The sequence below is a fragment of the Flavobacterium aestuarii genome (assembly GCF_040049115.1).
GTDB lineage: Bacteria > Bacteroidota > Bacteroidia > Flavobacteriales > Flavobacteriaceae > Flavobacterium > Flavobacterium aestuarii.
This window is the reverse complement of the sequence record NZ_JBDLZZ010000001.1, coordinates 241,079-261,342: the sequence shown is the minus strand read 5'-3', so window position 1 is coordinate 261,342 and position 20,264 is coordinate 241,079. Positions and strand designations below refer to the sequence as shown.

The 20,264-nt window shown below is 35.6% G+C and carries 12 protein-coding genes; 11 read left to right on the top strand and 1 reads right to left on the bottom strand.

All coding sequences use genetic code 11. From position 1 onward, the window contains the following. Nucleotides 1-21: 21 nt before the first annotated feature. Nucleotides 22-876: an AraC family transcriptional regulator gene (locus ABEG11_RS00955; protein ID WP_348822327.1), complete on the bottom strand. Its 855-nt coding sequence runs from the start codon at nucleotides 874-876 to the stop codon at nucleotides 22-24. A 180-nt stretch (nucleotides 877-1,056) separates the two neighbouring features. Here ABEG11_RS00955 and ABEG11_RS00950 point away from each other — a divergent pair, with 180 nt between their 5' ends. From ABEG11_RS00950 to ABEG11_RS00900, 11 genes are all read left to right on the top strand, one after another. Further along, complete coding sequence (locus ABEG11_RS00950; RefSeq protein WP_348822326.1) at nucleotides 1,057-1,971, top strand: dihydrodipicolinate synthase family protein; 915 nt, start codon at nucleotides 1,057-1,059, stop codon at nucleotides 1,969-1,971. Nucleotides 1,972-2,068: 97 nt separating this feature from the next. Then, nucleotides 2,069-3,652 (top strand): aldehyde dehydrogenase (NADP(+)), encoded by a 1,584-nt coding sequence (locus ABEG11_RS00945; protein WP_348822325.1) that lies wholly within the window; start codon nucleotides 2,069-2,071, stop codon nucleotides 3,650-3,652. 3 nt (nucleotides 3,653-3,655) lie between these two features. Continuing rightward, nucleotides 3,656-4,666: a 4-hydroxyproline epimerase gene (locus ABEG11_RS00940; RefSeq protein WP_348822324.1), complete on the top strand. Its 1,011-nt coding sequence runs from the start codon at nucleotides 3,656-3,658 to the stop codon at nucleotides 4,664-4,666. Nucleotides 4,667-4,712: 46 nt separating this feature from the next. Beyond that, nucleotides 4,713-7,004 carry a S9 family peptidase gene (locus tag ABEG11_RS00935; protein ID WP_348822323.1) on the top strand — a complete coding sequence of 764 codons (2,292 nt, stop codon included), beginning with the start codon at nucleotides 4,713-4,715 and terminating at the stop codon, nucleotides 7,002-7,004. 56 nt (nucleotides 7,005-7,060) lie between these two features. Then, nucleotides 7,061-8,851 carry a DUF885 family protein gene (locus tag ABEG11_RS00930; RefSeq protein ID WP_348822322.1) on the top strand — a complete coding sequence of 597 codons (1,791 nt, stop codon included), beginning with the start codon at nucleotides 7,061-7,063 and terminating at the stop codon, nucleotides 8,849-8,851. A gap of 24 nt (nucleotides 8,852-8,875) precedes the next feature. Further along, entirely contained in the window at nucleotides 8,876-10,126 is a 1,251-nt protein-coding gene (locus ABEG11_RS00925; RefSeq protein WP_348822321.1) for an NAD(P)/FAD-dependent oxidoreductase, read from the top strand. Nucleotides 10,127-10,318: 192 nt separating this feature from the next. Continuing rightward, nucleotides 10,319-11,728 carry an APC family permease gene (locus ABEG11_RS00920; protein WP_348822320.1) on the top strand — a complete coding sequence of 470 codons (1,410 nt, stop codon included), beginning with the start codon at nucleotides 10,319-10,321 and terminating at the stop codon, nucleotides 11,726-11,728. A 3-nt stretch (nucleotides 11,729-11,731) separates the two neighbouring features. Continuing rightward, complete coding sequence (locus ABEG11_RS00915; RefSeq protein WP_348822319.1) at nucleotides 11,732-13,309, top strand: M61 family metallopeptidase; 1,578 nt, start codon at nucleotides 11,732-11,734, stop codon at nucleotides 13,307-13,309. Between the two features lie 688 nt (nucleotides 13,310-13,997). Then, nucleotides 13,998-16,988: a SusC/RagA family TonB-linked outer membrane protein gene (locus ABEG11_RS00910; RefSeq protein WP_348822318.1), complete on the top strand. Its 2,991-nt coding sequence runs from the start codon at nucleotides 13,998-14,000 to the stop codon at nucleotides 16,986-16,988. 10 nt (nucleotides 16,989-16,998) lie between these two features. Further along, a complete protein-coding gene (locus ABEG11_RS00905; RefSeq protein ID WP_348822317.1) occupies nucleotides 16,999-18,594 on the top strand; it encodes a RagB/SusD family nutrient uptake outer membrane protein in 1,596 nt (531 codons plus the stop codon). A gap of 227 nt (nucleotides 18,595-18,821) precedes the next feature. Next, complete coding sequence (locus ABEG11_RS00900) at nucleotides 18,822-20,264, top strand: ATP-binding protein (protein ID WP_348822316.1); 1,443 nt, start codon at nucleotides 18,822-18,824, stop codon at nucleotides 20,262-20,264.

The window sequence follows — 20,264 nt, the reverse complement described above, 5'->3', positions numbered from 1 at the left end:
TTTAGAAAACATTTTTTGGATTTATGGATTCGAAAGTGAATTTTTAAATTCAAAAGGTGTCTTCTTTTTAATTTCTTTGAATTTCCTGTTAAAGTTCGAAATGTTGTTAAATCCACAGAGTTCTGCAATTTCAATGACCGAAAGCTCCTTGCTTTTTATTAATAATTTGGCGGCTCTTTCGATACGTATTTCGATAAGAAACTGAAAAAAGGTTTTATTGGTTCTGACCTTAAAATATTTGCAGAAAGCATTTTTGGTCATATTTGCAATTTCAGAGATTTCCTGAAGAGTTATATTTTTTTGATAATTAGTCATGACAAAGTCAAAAACCATCTGCATTCTTTTGCCTTCGGCATCAGTAAAAGGTTTGTCATATACAGAATTAGATAAAGATTGTTTTTCTGCCTGGTCAAATAATTTTAACAGGTTGAAAAAAATAATAAAACGGTCAAAACTATTGGCTTTTTTAAATTTTTCAAACTTTCTTTTAAGAGAAGAGGGAGCATTTTTAATAAGTATTCCATTTTTAATATCAGTAAAAAAGCCATTGGTTTTTTTTAATTCGGGCAGATCGAAAAAGTCTTTTCCAAATGCATTTTTAGAAAAAAATATGGTAAGCATAACAGATATTGTATGATTTTCTGTTTCTTCAGATCTAAAAACATGCGGCAGATTACTTCCCATTATAAGGATGTCTCCTTTTCCATATTCGGTAATAGTATCACCAACTAAAACTGTTCCTTCTCCTTTTTTTATTAAGCTGATCTGAATTTCTTCATGCTGATGGTATTTGTCATAAAAAACGAGCTCCCTGTCCTCTTGATACAGGAAAGCTTCTTCATTAGATTTTGGTATTTTAAACGGAAAGACTTTCATGTGATTTTTGTTTGTTAGGACTAAGTTATAATTAAAAAATCAGTTAAGGGACAAAATTAGCCGATTTTTAACTTAAGTTGGTTAAAAATGATAATATAGTATCAAATGTAGATAACAAACCTAATAAAAATATTTACATCAACCCTTTACCTTTGAAATAAATATTAAAAAAAAAAAGATATGAGTATTCAATGGAAAGGGGTAATGCCGGCCGTTACCACTAACTTCACATCAGAAGATCGTTTAGATTTCAATATGTTTGAAATCAATCTAAAAGCACAATTAAATGCGGGTGTTGAAGGAGTTATTTTAGGAGGTACTTTGGGAGAAGCCAGTACACTATTAGAAGAAGAAAAAAAGGAACTGGTACTAGAAACGGTTCGAATTGTTGATGGAAAAGTTCCTGTTATAATGAATATAGCAGAGCAGACTACAAAAGGAGCAATCGAAGCTGCTCAAAAAGCAGAATCTTTCGGTGCAAAAGGTCTGATGATGCTGCCTCCAATGCGCTACAAAGCTACAGATCATGAAACAGTTCTTTATTTCTCTGAAGTAGCCAAAAGTACTTCTTTGCCTATAATGATATACAACAACCCAGTCGATTACAAGATCGAAGTAACTTTGGACATGTTCGAGGAGCTTTTAAAGCTGGATAACATTCAAGCTGTAAAAGAATCAACAAGAGATATATCTAATGTTACCCGAATCATAAATCGTTTTGGCAGCAGATTAAAAATACTTACCGGAGTAGATACTTTAGGTCTGGAAAGTCTATTAATGGGTGCCGATGGATGGGTTGGCGGTCTTGTAGATGCTTTTCCAGAGGAGACAGTTGCTGTATATAAACTGGCAAAAGCGGGCAGAATTCAGGAAGCACTTACTATCTACAGATGGTTCTTGCCTTTATTGGAATTAGATATTAACGCGCAGCTTGTCCAGAATATAAAACTGGCAGAAGCTGGAGCAGGATTAGGTACAGAATATGTCCGTGCCCCTAGAATTCCATTGATTGGAAAAGAAAGAGAAAAAGTTCTTGCTATTATTGATAAAGGCTTGAGAACAAGACCAGCTCTTCCTGATTATAAAAGCTTGTAAAAAAAACAGCTTATTTGTTCAGTAGGCTTCAAAAAAAGTTAAAATATTCATTATATTTTTGAAATTATATTCAACTTAATCAAACAATAATTAGGAAATGATTACTGGAAAAAATTATATAGGGAGTCAGCTGCTGGCCAGTGGAGATAAAATATTCAAAACGTTTAATCCACAGCTGAATACCGAAAACCCTTGGCTGTTTACCGAAGCATCTTCTGATGAAATTAAACTCGCAACAGCAATTGCTGATAAGGCTTTTTTATCGTTTCAGAAATGTTCCGGCAAGGAAAAATCAATCTTTTTAAAAGCTATTGCCGACGAAATTATGGCTTTGGGAGATGCTCTTTTGGATGTATACTGCCAAGAATCAGGATTGCCTAGAGGAAGAGCCGAAGGAGAAAGAGGAAGGACTATTGGCCAGCTGAATGCTTTTGCAGCATTGGTAGCCGACGGTTCCTGGGTAGAAGCTGCAATTGATACCGCGATTCCCGACAGGGTTCCATTGCCAAAAGTGGATATCCGCAAAATGATGCGTCCATTAGGAACCGTAGTTGTTTTTGGGTCAAGTAATTTTCCGTTTGCTTATTCTACAGCGGGCGGTGATACAGCCTCAGCATTAGCCGCCGGCTGTCCAGTAATTGTAAAAAGCCACCCAATGCATGCCGGTACCAGCGAAATGGTCGCATCGGCAGTAATCAAAGCGGCTCAAAAAACAAACATGCCCGAAGGTGTTTTTTCTAACTTGAATAGCAGCGGTATCGAAGTTGGAGTTCAGTTAGTCCAAGACCCATTGGTAAAAGCTGTTGGATTTACAGGAAGTATAAAAGGAGGGCGTGCATTGTATGACTTAGCGGCAAAACGTCCTGAGCCAATTCCTGTATTTGCCGAAATGGGAAGTATAAACCCGGTTGTAATTCTGCCACAAGCACTAAAGCAGAATCCAGAGAAATGGGCAAATGCCTATGCAGGATCAGTAACACTTGGTGCTGGTCAGTTTTGTACAAATCCAGGACTGATGCTAGCTGTAAAAAATGAGGATTTAAATGCTTTTACAGTTTTGCTTGCAGATGAAATCCTGAAAATTGCACCAGTATGTATGCTGAATCCATCGATTCACAAAAATTATCAGTCCGGCAATCAGGAGTTAAGTTCGCAGGATGGCGTTCGGGTAATTGCCAGCTGGGATGAGAATGTAAATCCAAATTTCGCTTCGCAAAAAATACTCACGGTTTCTGGAAAGGATTTTTTAAAGAACCCTGTGCTGCACAAAGAGGTTTTTGGTCCTTTTTCTATTGTAGTACAGTGCGAAAATGAATCGGAACTGACTGCTATACTAAATAAACTGGAAGGACAGCTTACAGGAACAATTTTAGCCGAGGATAATGAGATTGATAATTTCGGATCCGTTGTAGATGCGTTATCAAATCGTGTTGGGCGAATAATTTTTAACGGAATGCCAACAGGTGTCGAAGTATGTCCTGCTATGGTTCATGGTGGTCCTTATCCGTCTTCATCGGATTCAAGATTTACTGCGGTTGGAATAAATTCTATCAAAAGATGGGTGAGACCTTTCAGTTATCAAAACTGGCCTGATGCTCAGTTGCCAGAAGCTTTGCAAAACGAAAATCCTCTTGGAATTTCCAGATTAGTTAATAATGTTCAAACAAATAATCCTGTTTAAAAAATGGCAAGAAAAACATTTTTTTGTGTAGATGCACACACTTGCGGTAACCCGGTGCGTGTCGTTGCTGGCGGAGGTCCAAATTTAATTGGGGCAGACATGAGCGAAAAACGGCAGCATTTTTTAAAGGAATATGATTGGATCCGCAAAGGATTGATGTTTGAGCCCAGAGGCCATGATATGATGAGCGGCAGTATATTGTTTCCGCCAAGCAACCCTGATAATGATTTTGGTATATTGTTTATTGAAACCTCTGGATGCTTGCCCATGTGTGGCCACGGAACGATAGGAACCATAACTATCGCTATTGAAGAAGGTTTGATCACGCCAAAAACTGCCGGAAAAATTAATATGGAAGCTCCAGCTGGCTTGGTAAAAATTGAATATAAACAGGTTGGCAAAAAAGTAGAATGGGTTAAACTGACGAATGTAAAATCGTATCTGGCTGCCGAAGGTTTAACAATAGACTGCCCCGAATTAGGCGAGCTGGTTTTTGATGTTGCCTATGGAGGAAACTATTATGCGATTGTCGATCCTCAGAAAAATTTCTCAGGAGTTCAGGATTTTACAGCAAGCAAGATTGTGCAGTACAGTCAGGAGGTCAGAAAAAGAATTAATCAAAAATATCCTGATCTATTCATTCATCCCGAAAATGATACGATACGGGACGTAAGCCATATGTTATGGACTGGCACGCCATTAGATCCAGCTTCATCAGGCCGAAATGCAGTTTTTTACGGAGATAAAGCCATAGACCGTTCGCCATGCGGTACAGGAACTTCGGCAAGAATAGCACAATTGCATGCCAAAGGACTTTTAAAAATGGGTGAAGAATTTGTTCACGAAAGTTATATAGGGAGCAAATTTATCGGGCGTATTGAAGAGGAGACAAATATTGGTGACATAAAGGCGATAGTTCCAAGTATTCAGGGCTGGGCAAAAGTTTACGGTTACAATACCATAATAATTGATGACGAGGATGATCCTTATGCACATGGATTTCAAGTATTATAGCCTGTTTAGAATTAATGAATAATTAGCGTCTCTTTATCCTGTGAATATGAAAAATAATTTACCCATTACTTTTTTGTTAGTATTTTTAAGTTGTAATTTTTATGCTCAGAATAAAGAGATTGTTCCATATAAACCGTCAAAAACTGAAATTTTAGAGCGGTACAGACAAGCGTCGAAATTAGATGAAGCTGTCAAAAACAAAGTTTTTAAAACAAGAGTAAATGCGCATTGGCAAAAGGACGGAAACACATTCTGGTACTGTAATATTTTAAAGGATAGTATTAGGGAATATATCTTGGCTGATGCTTCAAAAGGCGTAAAAAAAATGCTTTTTGATGAAGCTAAACTAAAAAAAGCACTGAGTGGGATAACAGGAAAATCAGTTCCTCAAAAAAGCCTCGTTATTGACAGTTTAAATTATGATTCTAAATCGAATTCAATCGCCTTAAAATATGATAAGAGCTATTACGAAGTGCTGTTATCCAATTACAGTATTAAAAAAGCAGCGTCATTAGCCAAAGATCTTAAAAAGTATTCTGGTTTTAATAATCAATGGGCAAGATGGGAATCTTTTAGAACAGATACAATTTCACCCAATAAAAAATGGCTGGCTTTCATCAAAGAGAATAATGTATTTGTTAAACCAGTAAGTGGAGGAGAAGCAGTTCAGTTTACAAAAGACGGCACCAAAGAAAAGCCATACGGTTCTCTGGCATGGTCGCCGGACAGTAAATACATTGTTGGGTATAACATAACTCCTGTAGTTGATTTACCAGTTCATTATGTTTTAACTTCAGCAGCAAATACTACCCGCGGGCAGTTGCGTTCTAATCCGTATAAACAGCCGGGGGATCCGTTTACATGTTATGAAATGTTTTTGTTTCATATTGAAAATCAAAAAGTTTCAAAAGTAAATACTCCTGTAATTGATTTTTTCGATGCGCCGGAATTGCATTGGAGAAGAGGAGATGCAGGTTACTTTATGTATGAAAAAGTAGATCGCGGTCATCAGCGTTTCCGAATTATAGAAGTAAATGCCCAAACTGCCGAAACCCGTTCGATAGTCGACGAAAAAGCTAAAACTTTTATTTACGAATCCCGATTGTTTACTCATTATCTGAAAAAAAGCAATGAAGTTGTAATGACTTCGGAGAAAGATGGCTGGAGGCATTTGTATTTGGTTGATGGCCTGAATGGAAAAGAAAATCAGATTACCAAAGGGGAGTGGGTGGTAAGAAGTGTTGACAGTATTGATGAAAATAAAAAAGAAATATGGTTTTCGGCAAGCGGAATGAATGCCGGCGAAGATCCTTATTACATTCATAATTACCGCATTGGTTTTGACGGAAAAAAATTAACCAGTCTTACTCAGGCCAAAGGGAATCATAACGTAGCTTTTTCACCAAATAAACAATATTATCTGGATTCTTATTCAGAACCTAATATTCCAACCATTATTGAGCTTCACCGTACTTTGGATGGAAAAAAAATAATGGATATTGAAAAATCCGATGCTGCAGATTATTTAGCAACGGGAATGTCTTTGCTAGAACCCTTTCATGCAAAAGGCAGAGATGGAGTTACTGATATCTGGGGTATAGTCTGCCGTCCTGCTGATTTTGATCCTAATAAAAAATATCCTATAATAGAGAGCATTTATGCAGGACCTCAGGATTCTTTTGTCCCCAAAAATTTTATGGATCGATATACTGTCGAAATGCAGAGTTTAGCACAGCTGGGATTTATCGTTGTACAGATTGACGGGATGGGTACTGCAAACCGTTCAAAAGCTTTTCATGATGTCTGCTGGAAAAATTTGAAAGATGCAGGTTTTGAAGACCGAATCCTGTGGATAAAAGCTTTGGCTAAAAAATATCAATATGTTGATGATTCAAGAGTAGGGTTATATGGGACTTCTGCAGGAGGACAAAATGCTTTAGGCGGATTATTGTTTCATCCTGAGTTTTACAAAGCAGGTGTTGCTGCTTGCGGATGTCATGATAATCGTGTTGACAAGCAATGGTGGAATGAGCAATGGATGGGATATCCCGTTGACAAGCATTATGAAGAACAATCGAATGTTACCAATGCTGGTAAATTGTCGGGTGATTTATTATTGATTGTTGGCGAAGCCGATGAAAATGTACCGCCAGAATCTACTTATCGTGTAGCCGATGCATTGATTAAATCAGGAAAAACTTTTGAATTTTTACCTGTTCCGGGAATGGGACACAGTGATGGCGGACCTTATGGAAGGCTGAAAAAACGTGATTTTTTTGTAAAGCATTTATTGGGAGTAGATCCTCCAGACCGCAACAGCAATGAGTTAGATCAATAATTTAAGGAATATTTTTTTGTACAGGAGCTTTTCAAATTATAATATAAAAAACACTTATGATTAAATTCTTTAAAAATAATATCGCTTTGATTTTTACAATGTTTTTCGCATTGGCAGGGACACCTGTGATTGTTTTTGCTCAGAATTTCAATAGTGATTTATACCTGCAGACCAGTGAAGTAAATAATACGATGGTTCATTATGATGCTGACAAAGGAAGTATCATGCGCTTTTATTCGACAAATAGTACTGCTGATACTTATGGAGTTCAATATGATCCAGGTAATTACAATACTCCAGAGCGAAGAGCACGCCTGCAGCAGCTGATAGCAGATTATAAAAAACAATTAGAGAGTTTAAATTTTGATGCCATGAGCATCAATGGCAAAGTTGATTATATTTTATTCAACAGAAATTTAAACAGTGAGCAGTATGAATTACAGCAGCAGCAAAAAGTATATGAAAGAATAAAAATTTATTTCCCTTTTGAAGAAAAAATATACGCTTTAGAAAAACCGCGCCGCAGAGGAATTAAAGCAGATGGCGAGGCAGTTGCCAAAGAAATGGAAGATTTACGCAAGGCAGTTGCCGAGCAGATAAAAATTGTAAGTAAAGCTGAGAGACTTGATAAAACGGCTTCGGATTTTGCAGTATCACACACAAAAGGATTACAGAATATTTTAAAAAATTATTACGATTTCTACAACGGCTATGATCCTTTATTTTCCTGGTGGGTGCCCAAAACATATACGGAACTTGATGCTGTATTGGGAGAATATGCAGTTTTATTAAAATCAAAAAGAAAAGAAACCAGTTCACAAAAAGATGATGGCAGCGGTATTATTGGGAATCCAATTGGGAGAGAAGAAATAATCCGTCAATTACAGACAGAATTTATTCCGTATTCGCCAGAAGAGTTGGTTGCTATCGCTAATAAAGAATTTGCCTGGTGCAATGCAGAATTGCTAAAAGCTTCCCGCGAAATGGGTTTTGGAGATAACTGGAGAGCCGCTCAGGAAAAAGTAAAAAATTCATTTGCAGCACCTGGCGATCAGCCACAGGCCATGCTGGATTTATACAATCAGTCTGTAGATTTTTTAAAGAAAAACAATCTCTTAACGATTCCGCCAATTGCCGAAGAAACCTGGAGAATGTATATGATGTCTCCTGAGGCGCAAAAAGTAAATCCGTTTTTTCTGGGAGGAGAATCTCTTATTGTTTCTTATCCAACTAGCAGTATGTCGTATGGCGAAAAAATGATGAGCATGCGCGGCAATAATCCCAATTTTTCGAGAGCAACCATTCATCATGAGTTAATTGCAGGTCATCATCTGCAACAGTTTATGAGAGACAGATACAAAGCGTATCGTCATTTTGACACACCATTTTGGGTCGAAGGAAACTCATTATATTGGGAAATGCTGTTATGGGATTTAAAATTTCCGCAAACTCCACAAGACAAAATCGGCATGCTGTTTTGGCGTATGCACCGCTGCGCCCGAATTATTTTTTCGCTGAATTATCATTTAGGAAAATGGACACCACAGCAGTGTATTGACTTTTTAGTAGATAGAGTAGGCCATGAACGCGCCAATGCCGAAGGTGAAGTGCGCCGTTCATTTGTTGGCGGATACAGTCCTCTATACCAGATTGCTTATATGATCGGCGGATTGCAGTTTATGGCATTAAAAAATGAATTGGTCGTAAGCGGAAAAATGAGTTACAAGGAATATCACGATGCTATTTTGCACGAAAATGCAATGCCAATTGAGTTATTGAGAGCATTGCTGACCAATCAGCCTTTGCAGAGGGATTTTAAAACCAATTGGAAATTTTACAAATTTTAATAAAACCAGATAAAGAATTTAGTTATGAAAAATGTTATAGTTATTGGCGGAGGAATTATAGGACTTAGTTCAGCATTTTATTTGCAGCAGAGTGGCTGTAAAGTCACCGTTATCGATAAAGATAATTTTGAAAATAACTGTTCGTATGGAAATGCAGGATACGTGTGCCCCAGTCATTTTATACCGCTGGCGGCCCCAGGAATTATATGGCAGGGTTTCAAATGGATGTTTAATCCAAAAAGCCCTTTTTATGTAAAGCCGGCATTCAATAAAGCTTTGATAGATTGGGGATTGAATTTTGCCAAAAGTGCTACTCAGGCAAATGTAATTAAATCAGCCATACCGCTGCGTGATATTTCCTTATTGAGCCAGCACGAATTTGAAGAATGGAATAAAATTCCAGGTTTTGAATTTGGTTATGAACACAAAGGTATGCTCGAGGTTTTTCAGACAGAAGCCGTGGCAAAACATGCTCATCATACAGTTGAAAAAGCACAGCAGCTGGGATTGGATGTAAGTTTATTGGATTACAGCGAATTGCAGGCATTAGAGCCACAGGCAAAAATCAATGCAATAGGAGCTTTACAGTTTAAATGTGATGCTCATGTGTATCCAGACAAACTGATGAAGGTTTTAAAAGAGCATTTACTGGCTAATGGCGTTGCTTTTCAATATGGAGAAACTGTTGTTTCATTCGAAAAAGAGAATGGAGCGGTAACTAAAGTAATCACAAATAAAGAAGCATACATAGTTGATGATGTAGTTATTGCGACAGGAGCGTGGAGTAAAGAAATAGCAGCATTAGTTGGTGCCAAAATATCGCTGATGCCAGGACGAGGCTATTCTTTAACATTAGAAAACTCTATTTACAAAGTTAATCATCCAATGATTCTTGCCGAAGGAAGAGTAGCCATTACGCCTATGGATGGCAACAAAATAAGGTTTGGCGGCACAATGGAAGTTGTTCCCACTACAGCCAAGCCTCAGTATCACAGGATTGAAGGCATACTGAAAGCAGTAAAAGATTTTCTGCCGGAATTTGATATCGAGAAACCATTGCAAGAAGATATCTGGTACGGTTACCGGCCTTGCTCTGCAGATGGACTTCCTTACATTGGCAAAATAAAAAAATACAATAATGTTGTTATCGCTACGGGACATTCAATGATGGGGCTTAGTCTTGGTCCTGGTACGGGAAAATTAGTATCTCAATTAACTAATGGAGAACCTGCCAGTATTGATGCAAAAGCATTTGATGTAGAAAGATTTAATTAAAAAGGGTGGTTCCTTTCATACTGATTTCCTTTCTGGTTTAAATTAATAGCTAATTTATTAACCATCATCGTTGTTCCATAATAAAAGATTTAGAGACCCTAACATCTGTTTTTAAACAATTTCAATCTATTAAGCAGTAATATGAAAAAAAGATAATAAAACAATTAACCACAAAACCAACCAACATAATAAATGAAATCATCAACAAAGAAAAATAATTTTAAGCGGTTACTAGGCTTATTAGATGCAACTATGATAGTTGCCGGATCAATGATCGGGTCAGGAATCTTTATAGTAAGTGCCGATATTGTCCGCAATGTAGGATCGGCTGGCGCTTTATTGCTGGTTTGGCTGCTTACAGGATTCCTTACAATAGCAGCGGCTTTGAGTTATGGAGAATTAAGCAGTATGTTTCCCAAAGCTGGCGGGCAATATGTCTATTTAAGAGAATCGTTTAATTCACTTACGGGATTTTTATACGGCTGGAGTTTTTTCGCAGTCATTCAAACCGGTTCTATTGCTGCAGTTGGAGTGGCTTTCAGCAAATTTGCTGCTTATGTTTTTCCTTCATTGAGTGAAAATAATATAATTTTAAATTTAGGATTCTTACAGATATCAGCAGCGCAGTTAACATCTATCATTCTTGTTGTTTTCCTTACGTATGTTAATACCAGAGGGGTTAAAGAAGGGAAAATTATCCAGACTGTTTTTACACTTGTAAAACTGATTTCCTTGTTTGGTTTAATCATTTTCGGTTTTATACTGGCAGCAAAAGCAGACATCTGGAAAGCCAATTGGAGTTCAGGTTTTTCGATAAATAAGCTGGAAGGAAATACACTTATTCGGTATTCGGGATTTGCTATAATGGGTGCTGTTGCTGCAAGCCTTGTAGGCAGTTTGTTTAGCAGTGATTCATGGAATAATGTAACTTTTATTGCCCGAGAAATTAAAAATCCCTCCAAAAATATTGGCAGAAGCCTTTTTCTTGGCACTCTCATCGTGACTATTATTTATGTTGCAACTAATATGATGTATTTATCGGTACTTACTTTAGATGAAATTGCTCATGCCGAAAATGATCGTGTTGGTGTTGCAGCTTCGCAGCATATTTTTGGAAGCTCAGGAACTTATATTATTGCGGTATTATTGATGATTTCTACTTTTGGCTGTAATAATGGATTGATACTTTCGGGTGCTAGAGTGTACCATCGCATGGCAAAAGACGGTCTGTTTTTTAAAAAACTGGCAAAATTAAATAAGAATGGTGTTCCGGAAAAAGCCTTGTGGATGCAATGTATCTGGGCATCGGTACTTTGTTTAAGCGGAAAATATAATGAACTGCTGGATTATGTAATTTTTGTTGTTTTAATCTTTTACATCTTAACTATTGCCGGAATTTTTAGGCTGCGAAAAACAAGGCCAGATATGGAGAGACCTTACAAGGCAATTGGATATCCTGTATTGCCATCAATTTATATTGCTGCAGCTTCCAGTATCTGCATTATGCTGTTAATTTACAAATACAGTTCTTCTTTGCCAGGTCTAGCAATTGTTCTGCTTGGGATTCCAATCTATTACTATTTTGTAAACAAAGACAAATAATTTATGAGAAATTTATCGGATTCATATAAAAAAAGTAAAATTATATTTCTTTTTATTCTGATATTGAATGCAATAATGCATCATGCTGTATATGCACAATCTGTAAATCCAGTGATGAGTTATACCGTTTCAATGCCTAATCCTGAAAATCATTATTTTCATGTAGAACTGCGATGTTCGGGCTGGAAAGAAGATACTGCCGATTTCAAAATGCCAAATTGGATGCCAGGTTATTATCAAATAATGAATTACAGTAAAATGGTGGAGAATTTTGCAGCCATAAGCAATAATAAAAATCTGGATGTAAAAAACATAAATGAAAATACTTGGCAGATTAAAACTGAAAAAGGCAAACCATTCACATTGAGTTATGATGTAAAAGCCGATAAGCAGTTTGTAGCCAATAGCTATCTGGATGAAACACATGCTTATATCATTCCGAATAGTTTGTTTTTATATATAAATGAGCATATAAATATTCCTGTTGCTGTAAAAATTTCAGGAGTTAAAAAAGGATTCAAAATAGCAACAGGTTTAGATCCGGCTGCAGGAAAAGAGAATGAATTTACAGCGCCTGATTTTGATATTTTGTATGATTGTCCTTTACTAATCGGTGATTTAGAAGAATTGCCTTCATTCAAGGTGAATGGAATTGAGCATCGTTTTATTGGGTATAAATTGGGCAGTTTTGATAAAATTACTTTCATGAATAATTTAAAGAAAGTAGTAGAATCTGCTGCAGCGATTATCGGCGATATTCCATATAAGCAATATACGTTTATAGGCATTGGTCCTGGTCAGGGCGGTATTGAACATTTGAATAATACAACTATAAGTTTTGATGGTAACGGATTAGACAATCCTGATGCTATGAATACTATGATGAATTTTTTGGCTCACGAATATTTTCATCATTATAATGTGAAAAGAATCAGGCCTTTTGAATTAGGACCTTTTGATTATGATAAAGGCAGTAAAACAAATCTTTTATGGGTTAGCGAAGGCTTATCCGTATATTACGAATACCTGATTGTGAAAAGAGCGGGACTTGTTGATCAGCAGACTTTATTTAGTTTTTTTGAGAACAGTATCAATGCTTTTGAAAACAGCCCAGGCAGATTTCATCAGTCATTAACTCAGGCGAGTTATGAGACTTGGAGCGATGGTCCTTTTGGGAAACAGGGCGAGGATGCCAATAAAGCTATTTCGTATTATGAAAAAGGACCTGTTGTTGGACTTCTCCTGGATTTTGCTATTCGCCAGGCAACACAGAACAAAAAATCTTTAGATGATGTAATGCGCTTTTTGTATTGGGAATATTATAAAAAATCAGATCGTGGCTTTACTGATGCAGAATTCCAGAATGCCTGCGAAACCATTGCTGGTATTTCGTTGGCAGATGTGTTTGAATATGTCTATACTACAAAAGAAATGGATTACGATAAGTATTTATTTTATGCAGGCTTAAAAATGAAAGTACAATTAGATCCACAATCCAAAGTTAAAAAATATTCTTTGCAGGTTTTGGATCCAGTTAATAATGCACAGCAAAAGATGGTGCAGTCTTGGATGGGTAAATGATTAAAAATTTACAAAAACTATTGAGCTTGAAATTCAATACTTTTTTGCTGCATTAATACAAATAAGCTACTGTCTATCACAGCTTTTTCAAAGTAAATATGTGATAGACGGTTTTTTTTATTTTTTAATGTAACTAACTTATAACCAGAACCCGATTATTAATTGTCTCAAAATATTTCGCTCCTATAGAGCTGCGTGACATTTTATATTTATTAATTTTTAATAATCTGCCACTCTGTGGTTTAATTCAGTCTTGTTATAACAAGATTCAAGCTTCAGAAAAACATACTATTTTATAGAAAAACAAAGGAAACATTATCTGAACTCCCATAAGATTGAAATATATTATTAATCATTATTGGTTTTATAATCAGTTGTTTAGTGCTTAATGTGTCTGGCTGTTGTGCATACCTGTTTAATGTTTTTCAAGTATATTATATTAAGGTAAATGATGATTATGGTAATGTATTTCTACATAATTAACATTATTTTTTTAGTTAGCGTTAAATTTAATCAGTTTTACACTAAAAAACTCAATAAATGGATAATATAATATTGGATTAGGATAAATTGTTGGCTATTGGTCTTTTGATTATGGTTTAATTTTACAAGTGTTGAAATCACACATTTAAGATAATGATGACTTAACTACGAGTATTAATTTTTAACTAAACCAAAAACTTAAGCTATGAATTTTATTAACCTTTCAGTAATGCAAATTTTTGAGGGTAAATTTTGGAAGAGAAAAATGGTCTTTACCTTTTTTCTGTTTTTGACTTTTTTCACCTCTTTTGCTCAAAAAAAGATCCAAGGTTCCATTAAAGATAGTAATGGAATCCCTCTAACAGGAGTGACCGTATCAGAAAAAAATGCATCTAATGCTGTATTGTCTGATTTTGATGGTAAATATGAGATTACAGTTAAAAACCCAGATGATAAACTGGTTTTTAGTTATTTAGGATTTTTAACACAGGAGATAGATGTTTCAAACCGCGATCAGATAAATGTAGTTCTCAAAGAAAATAATGAACAATTAAATGAGGTAGTTGTTGTAGGTTATGGAACTCAGAAAAAAGCTAGAGTTACCAGTGCTATTGCCAGTATTAAGGAGGTAAATTTTACAAAGGGGGCTATTCGCGATGCTTCAGATCTTATTAGAGGTAAAGTGGCAGGTCTAACCATTAATAATGGTTCAGGGGACCCTTCAGCAGAGCCTACCATTCTACTGCGCGGTATATCTTCTTTAAAAGGATCAAATGCGCCATTGGTTTTAATTAATGGAGTTCCTGGAGGTATAAATACTGTTTCTCCTAATGAAATTGCTTCTATAGATGTGTTAAAAGATGCATCGGCTGCTGCAATTTACGGAACTAGAGGAGCAAACGGGGTAATTCTTATTACCACAAAAACGGTTAATAAAGAAATGGCTCCAACACTTACTTATGCGACTTTTGCTTCAATATCTAATTTTTATAATAAAGCGGACTTTTTGAATGCTGGTGAATTTAGAAATCAAATTTCTCAAGGGACAAAAATGCCTTTTACCGATGGAAGTGCCAGCACTGATTGGCTGGATGAAATATCGGGAAGCGGATTCACTCAAAGCCATAACCTTGATATTAAAGGAGGTACTGGAAGAACAAATTATTCAGTGAATCTTAATTATATGGATCAAACAGGGGTTTTTAATAATACATTTAATAAAGAGTACCGTTTTTCATTTGATGTGAATCATAAAATGTTCAATGATAAATTAAAAATCAATCTGAACTTACTTAATGGGACGCAAAAGATGGGACTTTCTGAAGGTACAGCTGGCTATGCTTACAGACAGGCTATGATACGTAATCCTACTGCGCCAGTGTATAATGCAGACGGAACTTATAATGAAGATATAAATAAGTTTCAATATTATAACCCTGTTGCAATAATGAATGAAACAATAGAGGATAGAGATAATACCTGGCAAAGATTTACGGCTAATTTAACTGTTGATTTACTGCCTGGATGGGATACAAGTTTGATGCTTGCTAAAAATAAAAATTCAGGTTTGAATGGATATTCTGAAACCAAAAAGCACTATTCAAATACTTTAAACGGCAGGAATGGTGTTGCTTCTAGAAACACGGGAGATACCGATAGGGATTTTCTAGAATTCACATCTAAATACAATAAAAAACTGGATAAACATGAATTTACAGTATTAGGAGGTTATAGTTATCAGTATACCGTTAATCAAGGATTTTCAGCTTATAATTTTGATTTTCCTACAGATGCTTTTTCTTATAATAACTTAGGGGCTGGTAATGCCTTATCTGACGGAAAAGCTTCGATGGGCAGTTATAAAAATGATGACAAGCTGATTGGTTTCTTTGGCAGAGCCAACTATAATTTTGACAGTAAATATGATGTATTGTTCAGTATTAGAAGAGAGGGTTCATCTAAGTTTGGAGAAAATCATAAATGGGGTAATTTTCCGGCAGTTTCTGCAGGGTGGAGTATTCACAAAGAGTCATTTCTTAAAGATGTTTCCTATGTAGATAATTTAAAATTAAGAGCAGGTTATGGTGTAACAGGAGTAATTCCTAATGATTCATATATGTCTCAGACACTTTACAATTATAACGGCTATTTTTTCAATGATGGAAAATGGGTGAAAGGACTAGTTCCAGCAAGTAATCCTAATCCTGATCTGCGCTGGGAAAAAACAGCTGAGATAAATATTGGTATTGATTTTGGATTTTTAGAAAACAGAATCAGCGGTAGTGTTGATGTGTATAGTAAAAAAACAAGTGATATGCTTTGGGATTATGCAGTGCCAACGCCTCCATATTTATATCCAAACATTACTGCCAATGTCGGAAAAATGGAAAACAAAGGATTTGAAATTCTTCTTAATGCAATCCCAGTAAAAAGTGAAAATTTTATCTGGAATTCATCAATGACTTTTTCTCATAATGAGAATGAACTGACAAGCCTTTCTAATGATTTATACACTATTGATAAAAACTATATTAACACTGGAAATACAGGGGATCCAATTTCATTTTCTACACACCGATTAGAAGTTGGGCAGTCAATAGGGAATTTCTGGGGATTAAAATCAGTTGATATTACTGATGATGGGAAATGGATCATTGAAACTGCAGACGGTACAAGAAAAACACTTACTACCGCTATGTATAATGATGATAATAAACAATATTTAGGTAATGGAATTCCAAAATATTATGCTGGCTGGACCAATACTTTTACATACAAAAAGTTTGATTTGAGTGTGGTATTGACAGGTGCTTTTGATTTTCAAATACTGAATTCACAGCGTATGTTTTATGAAAATCCTACAATTAATTACAATATGCTGTCTTCTGCTTTCGATAAGTTATATGATAAAGCGGTATTAAACTATAATCAGACTTATGTAAGCTATTATCTTGAAAAAGGAGATTATGTAAAGGTTGATAACATTACACTGTCTTATAATTTCGATGTTAAACCGTTTAAAATTATCAACGCTATGCGATTGTATATGTCTGGAAATAATTTAGCCACATTTACAAAATACAAAGGTTTAGATCCGGAAATTCAAAGAGGGGATCCATTATCACAAGGAATGGATAATAGAGATAAATATCCATCTACGACATCTCTTACTTTAGGACTAAATGTAACTTTTTAAAAAAATAAAGATGAAAAATCATAATATAGTATATAAAATCCTTGTTTCGGGCTTACTTCTTTTAGGAACAGGGTGTACAAATTTAGATGAGACAGTTTATGATACTATAACTGCCGAAGGTACAGAACTCACTGCTGAAGATTTAACAAGTATTGTAGCTCCTGCATATACTTCATTCAGGGATATTTTTTGGGGCTGGGACGCTGCTTTTTGCTTGTACGAAGAATCTTCTGACTTGATTGTGACACCTCAAAGAAATGGTATTGGCTGGGGAGATTATTATATAACAATGCATCAGCATACTTGGGGATCTACTCTGCCACATGCTGAGGGGAATTGGTATTATCTGTATACTGGTGTAAATAGTGTAAACAGAGCTATTTATCAGATTGAACAAATACAAGGGATTGAAAACAAAGAGAGCGTAATTCAGGAATTAAGGGCTCTAAGAGCAATTTATTATTATTTGCTTTTGGATAATTTTAGAAATGTTCCTATTGTAACTTCATATGTAAATCCTCCAGGATATTTGCCAGTTCAGAATTCCGGAAAAGAAGTATATGATTTTGTTGAAACCGAATTAAAAACAGCTTTACCTTACTTAAGTGATGAGAATAATACTGAAACTTACGGTAAGGTAACTAAATGGGCAGTCAAAATGACTTTGGCAAAATTATACCTGAACGCTGGAGTCTATTTAGGAACACCAAAATGGAATGAAGCTTTGGCTGAGGTTAATGATATTATAAACAGCGGTAAGTTTAGTATGACCAGTAACTATTTAGACAACTTCAAAATTAAAAATGAAGGCTCTTCGGAAGAGATTTTATCTATTCCTTTTGATCAGATTAAAACGGGCGGAAGTTATTGGCCATATAAAACTTTGGCAGCTCAAAGCCAGGCAACTTATGAATTGAGCGGAGGGCCTTGGAACGGTTCGGGAGGGATTCCTCAATTTATAGATACTTATGATCCAGATGATCAGCGATTAAAAGATTCCTGGTTGGGTGGAAAGCAGTTTACAAGCAAAGGTGAACCAATTATGGTAGATGGTGTACAGTTCGAATATATTAATTTTTTGACCAATGTTAATGGCTGTGATCCTAATGAAGGATTTAGAATGGTTAAATATGAAATTGGTTCTGGTGATATTGCACAAACCAGCAATGATGTTCCATTTTATAGGTATACTGATGCATTGATGATTAAAGCAGAATGCTTATTGAGAACTGGAAAAGCAGACGAAGCTGCTGTAATTGTATCGCAAGTAAGACAAAGAGATTTTAAAAACACAAATCCTGCTAAAGCTACTGTTACGGGGGCAAAACTATTAGGAGGCAGTGTTTATAAATATGGAACCTATGAGGCAGGAGTAATTACAAATTACGAAGGTGGAGCTGATATTCAATATGGCGGTTTCTTGGATGAGCTGGCATGGGAATTTGTTGGTGAAGCTCATAGAAAACAGGATTTAATTCGATTTGGAGTCTTTACTAAAAAATCTTGGTTTTCACATAAGCCAAATGGTGATTTTAGAGCTTTATTACCAATTCCACAATCAGAAATGGATAAAAATAGTAATTTGAAGCAAAACCCTGGATATTAATTAATATTTGAAAATAAAATTGTTTTGAGTTAGTTTTAGTTTTTTAAAGGAGGCAGTATCTGCCTCCTTTTGTATTTTAAAAAAAATAATCTGTATAAAATTTTACTTGCTCATGTCTCTAATCGCTGGTATAATTGTTTAGTTATAAAACTTTTAGGATAATAGTCTGATTTTTTTCCTATTTTAGTAGAAATATAAAGCTGACAGTGACTAGATCATAGAATAGAATGAAATTATCAAATCAAATTCTTCTGGCATTCACTTTGGTGATTCTGCTATCCGTGGCAGACTCATATACTAATTACATGCTATCCAAAAAGGTACAGCGCAATTCGCAGTTTCTGGCAAGATCTGAAGAAATTATCCGAAATTCCAACAAGACCCACAAAGTAATTATCGAAATGCAGAGTTCATTTAGAGGGTATCTGCTTACCAATGAGCCAATGTTTCTGGATTCATATTTCAAAGGGTTAAAATCAGTGCCAATCCTGCTCAAGAAACAGCAAAGTTATATAGGCATAAACAATGAACAGCGATCTATTCTGGACTCTATTGCAACCCTTCACAGCAATTGGGTAAAGTATTCCTCTCAATTAATTCAATCCCGCAATAAAATTTCACAATCATATCTCACTCTTTTTAATACTGCAATAAAAAAACAGATTGGAAAAAAAATAAACGATGATATTGCCGGAAAATTTGCAAAATTCGATAAAGTCGAGTACAAAATAAGGAAGCATCATACCGCAATGCTGCTTAATTCGTTAAAGAAAGCACGTAACTTTTCTATTGTTTTCCTGATGCTGACCATCACCGTGGGCCTATTTACTACGCTTTATATTATGTTAATTACTAGGCAAAGAATCACTTCGATGGTAAGTCTGGCTGAAAATATTTCAAAGGGAGAATTTACCAGTGTCAATGATACACGCAATGATGAGCTGACTGCCTTGGCAACGTCATTAAACAGTATGTCCAGTAAACTCGATAAAAACATACATGAACTAAAAAACAGGAATGCTGAGCTGAATAAGTTTGCGTATGTTGTTTCACATGATCTGAAAGCTCCCATTCGCGGTATTCACAATGTGGTAAGCTGGATTGAAGAAGATTTGGAAAATGAATTATCGCCAGATCTAAAAAGATATTTGCGAATAATTCCGCAAAAGACAAAGCGTATGGAAGCACTCATCAACGGGCTTTTGGATTATGCCCGTCTCAATGTAAATGTGCCATTAGAAAACATTGATACCAATGCAGTGGTTCATGAAATAGCCACTTCGATTGTTCCCCGAAATTTCAGGCTGCAGATAGGGAATTTGCCCAATTTATTTTCAGAAAGAATCAAGCTTGAACAGGTATTTACAAATCTTATCAGCAACGCTGTTAAATATACACCGCACGAAAATGGATCGATCATGATAAACTGCGAAACGTTTACAAATTTTTATGAGTTTTCGGTAAAAGATAACGGTATTGGAATTGCTCCGGAATATCATCAGAAAATATTTGAAATATTTCAGACACTTCGTGAACAGAATGAGGAGGAGAGCACTGGAGTGGGACTGGCAATTGTAAAAAAAATAATTGATGACCGTCAAGAACATATTATTGTAAAATCGGAGCTAGGAAAAGGAACTGAATTTATATTTAGCTGGAGAAATAATTAA

What these genes read in the sequence shown, in the direction of transcription:
- ABEG11_RS00955 (WP_348822327.1), bottom strand. Translation starts at nt 876, where the DNA reads ATGAAAGTCTTTCCGTTTAAAATACCAAAATCTAATGAAGAAGCTTTC.
- ABEG11_RS00950 (WP_348822326.1), top strand. Translation starts at nt 1,057, where the DNA reads ATGAGTATTCAATGGAAAGGGGTAATGCCGGCCGTTACCACTAACTTC.
- ABEG11_RS00945 (WP_348822325.1), top strand. Translation starts at nt 2,069, where the DNA reads ATGATTACTGGAAAAAATTATATAGGGAGTCAGCTGCTGGCCAGTGGA.
- ABEG11_RS00940 (WP_348822324.1), top strand. Translation starts at nt 3,656, where the DNA reads ATGGCAAGAAAAACATTTTTTTGTGTAGATGCACACACTTGCGGTAAC.
- ABEG11_RS00935 (WP_348822323.1), top strand. Translation starts at nt 4,713, where the DNA reads ATGAAAAATAATTTACCCATTACTTTTTTGTTAGTATTTTTAAGTTGT.
- ABEG11_RS00930 (WP_348822322.1), top strand. Translation starts at nt 7,061, where the DNA reads ATGATTAAATTCTTTAAAAATAATATCGCTTTGATTTTTACAATGTTT.
- ABEG11_RS00925 (WP_348822321.1), top strand. Translation starts at nt 8,876, where the DNA reads ATGAAAAATGTTATAGTTATTGGCGGAGGAATTATAGGACTTAGTTCA.
- ABEG11_RS00920 (WP_348822320.1), top strand. Translation starts at nt 10,319, where the DNA reads ATGAAATCATCAACAAAGAAAAATAATTTTAAGCGGTTACTAGGCTTA.
- ABEG11_RS00915 (WP_348822319.1), top strand. Translation starts at nt 11,732, where the DNA reads ATGAGAAATTTATCGGATTCATATAAAAAAAGTAAAATTATATTTCTT.
- ABEG11_RS00910 (WP_348822318.1), top strand. Translation starts at nt 13,998, where the DNA reads ATGAATTTTATTAACCTTTCAGTAATGCAAATTTTTGAGGGTAAATTT.
- ABEG11_RS00905 (WP_348822317.1), top strand. Translation starts at nt 16,999, where the DNA reads ATGAAAAATCATAATATAGTATATAAAATCCTTGTTTCGGGCTTACTT.
- ABEG11_RS00900 (WP_348822316.1), top strand. Translation starts at nt 18,822, where the DNA reads ATGAAATTATCAAATCAAATTCTTCTGGCATTCACTTTGGTGATTCTG.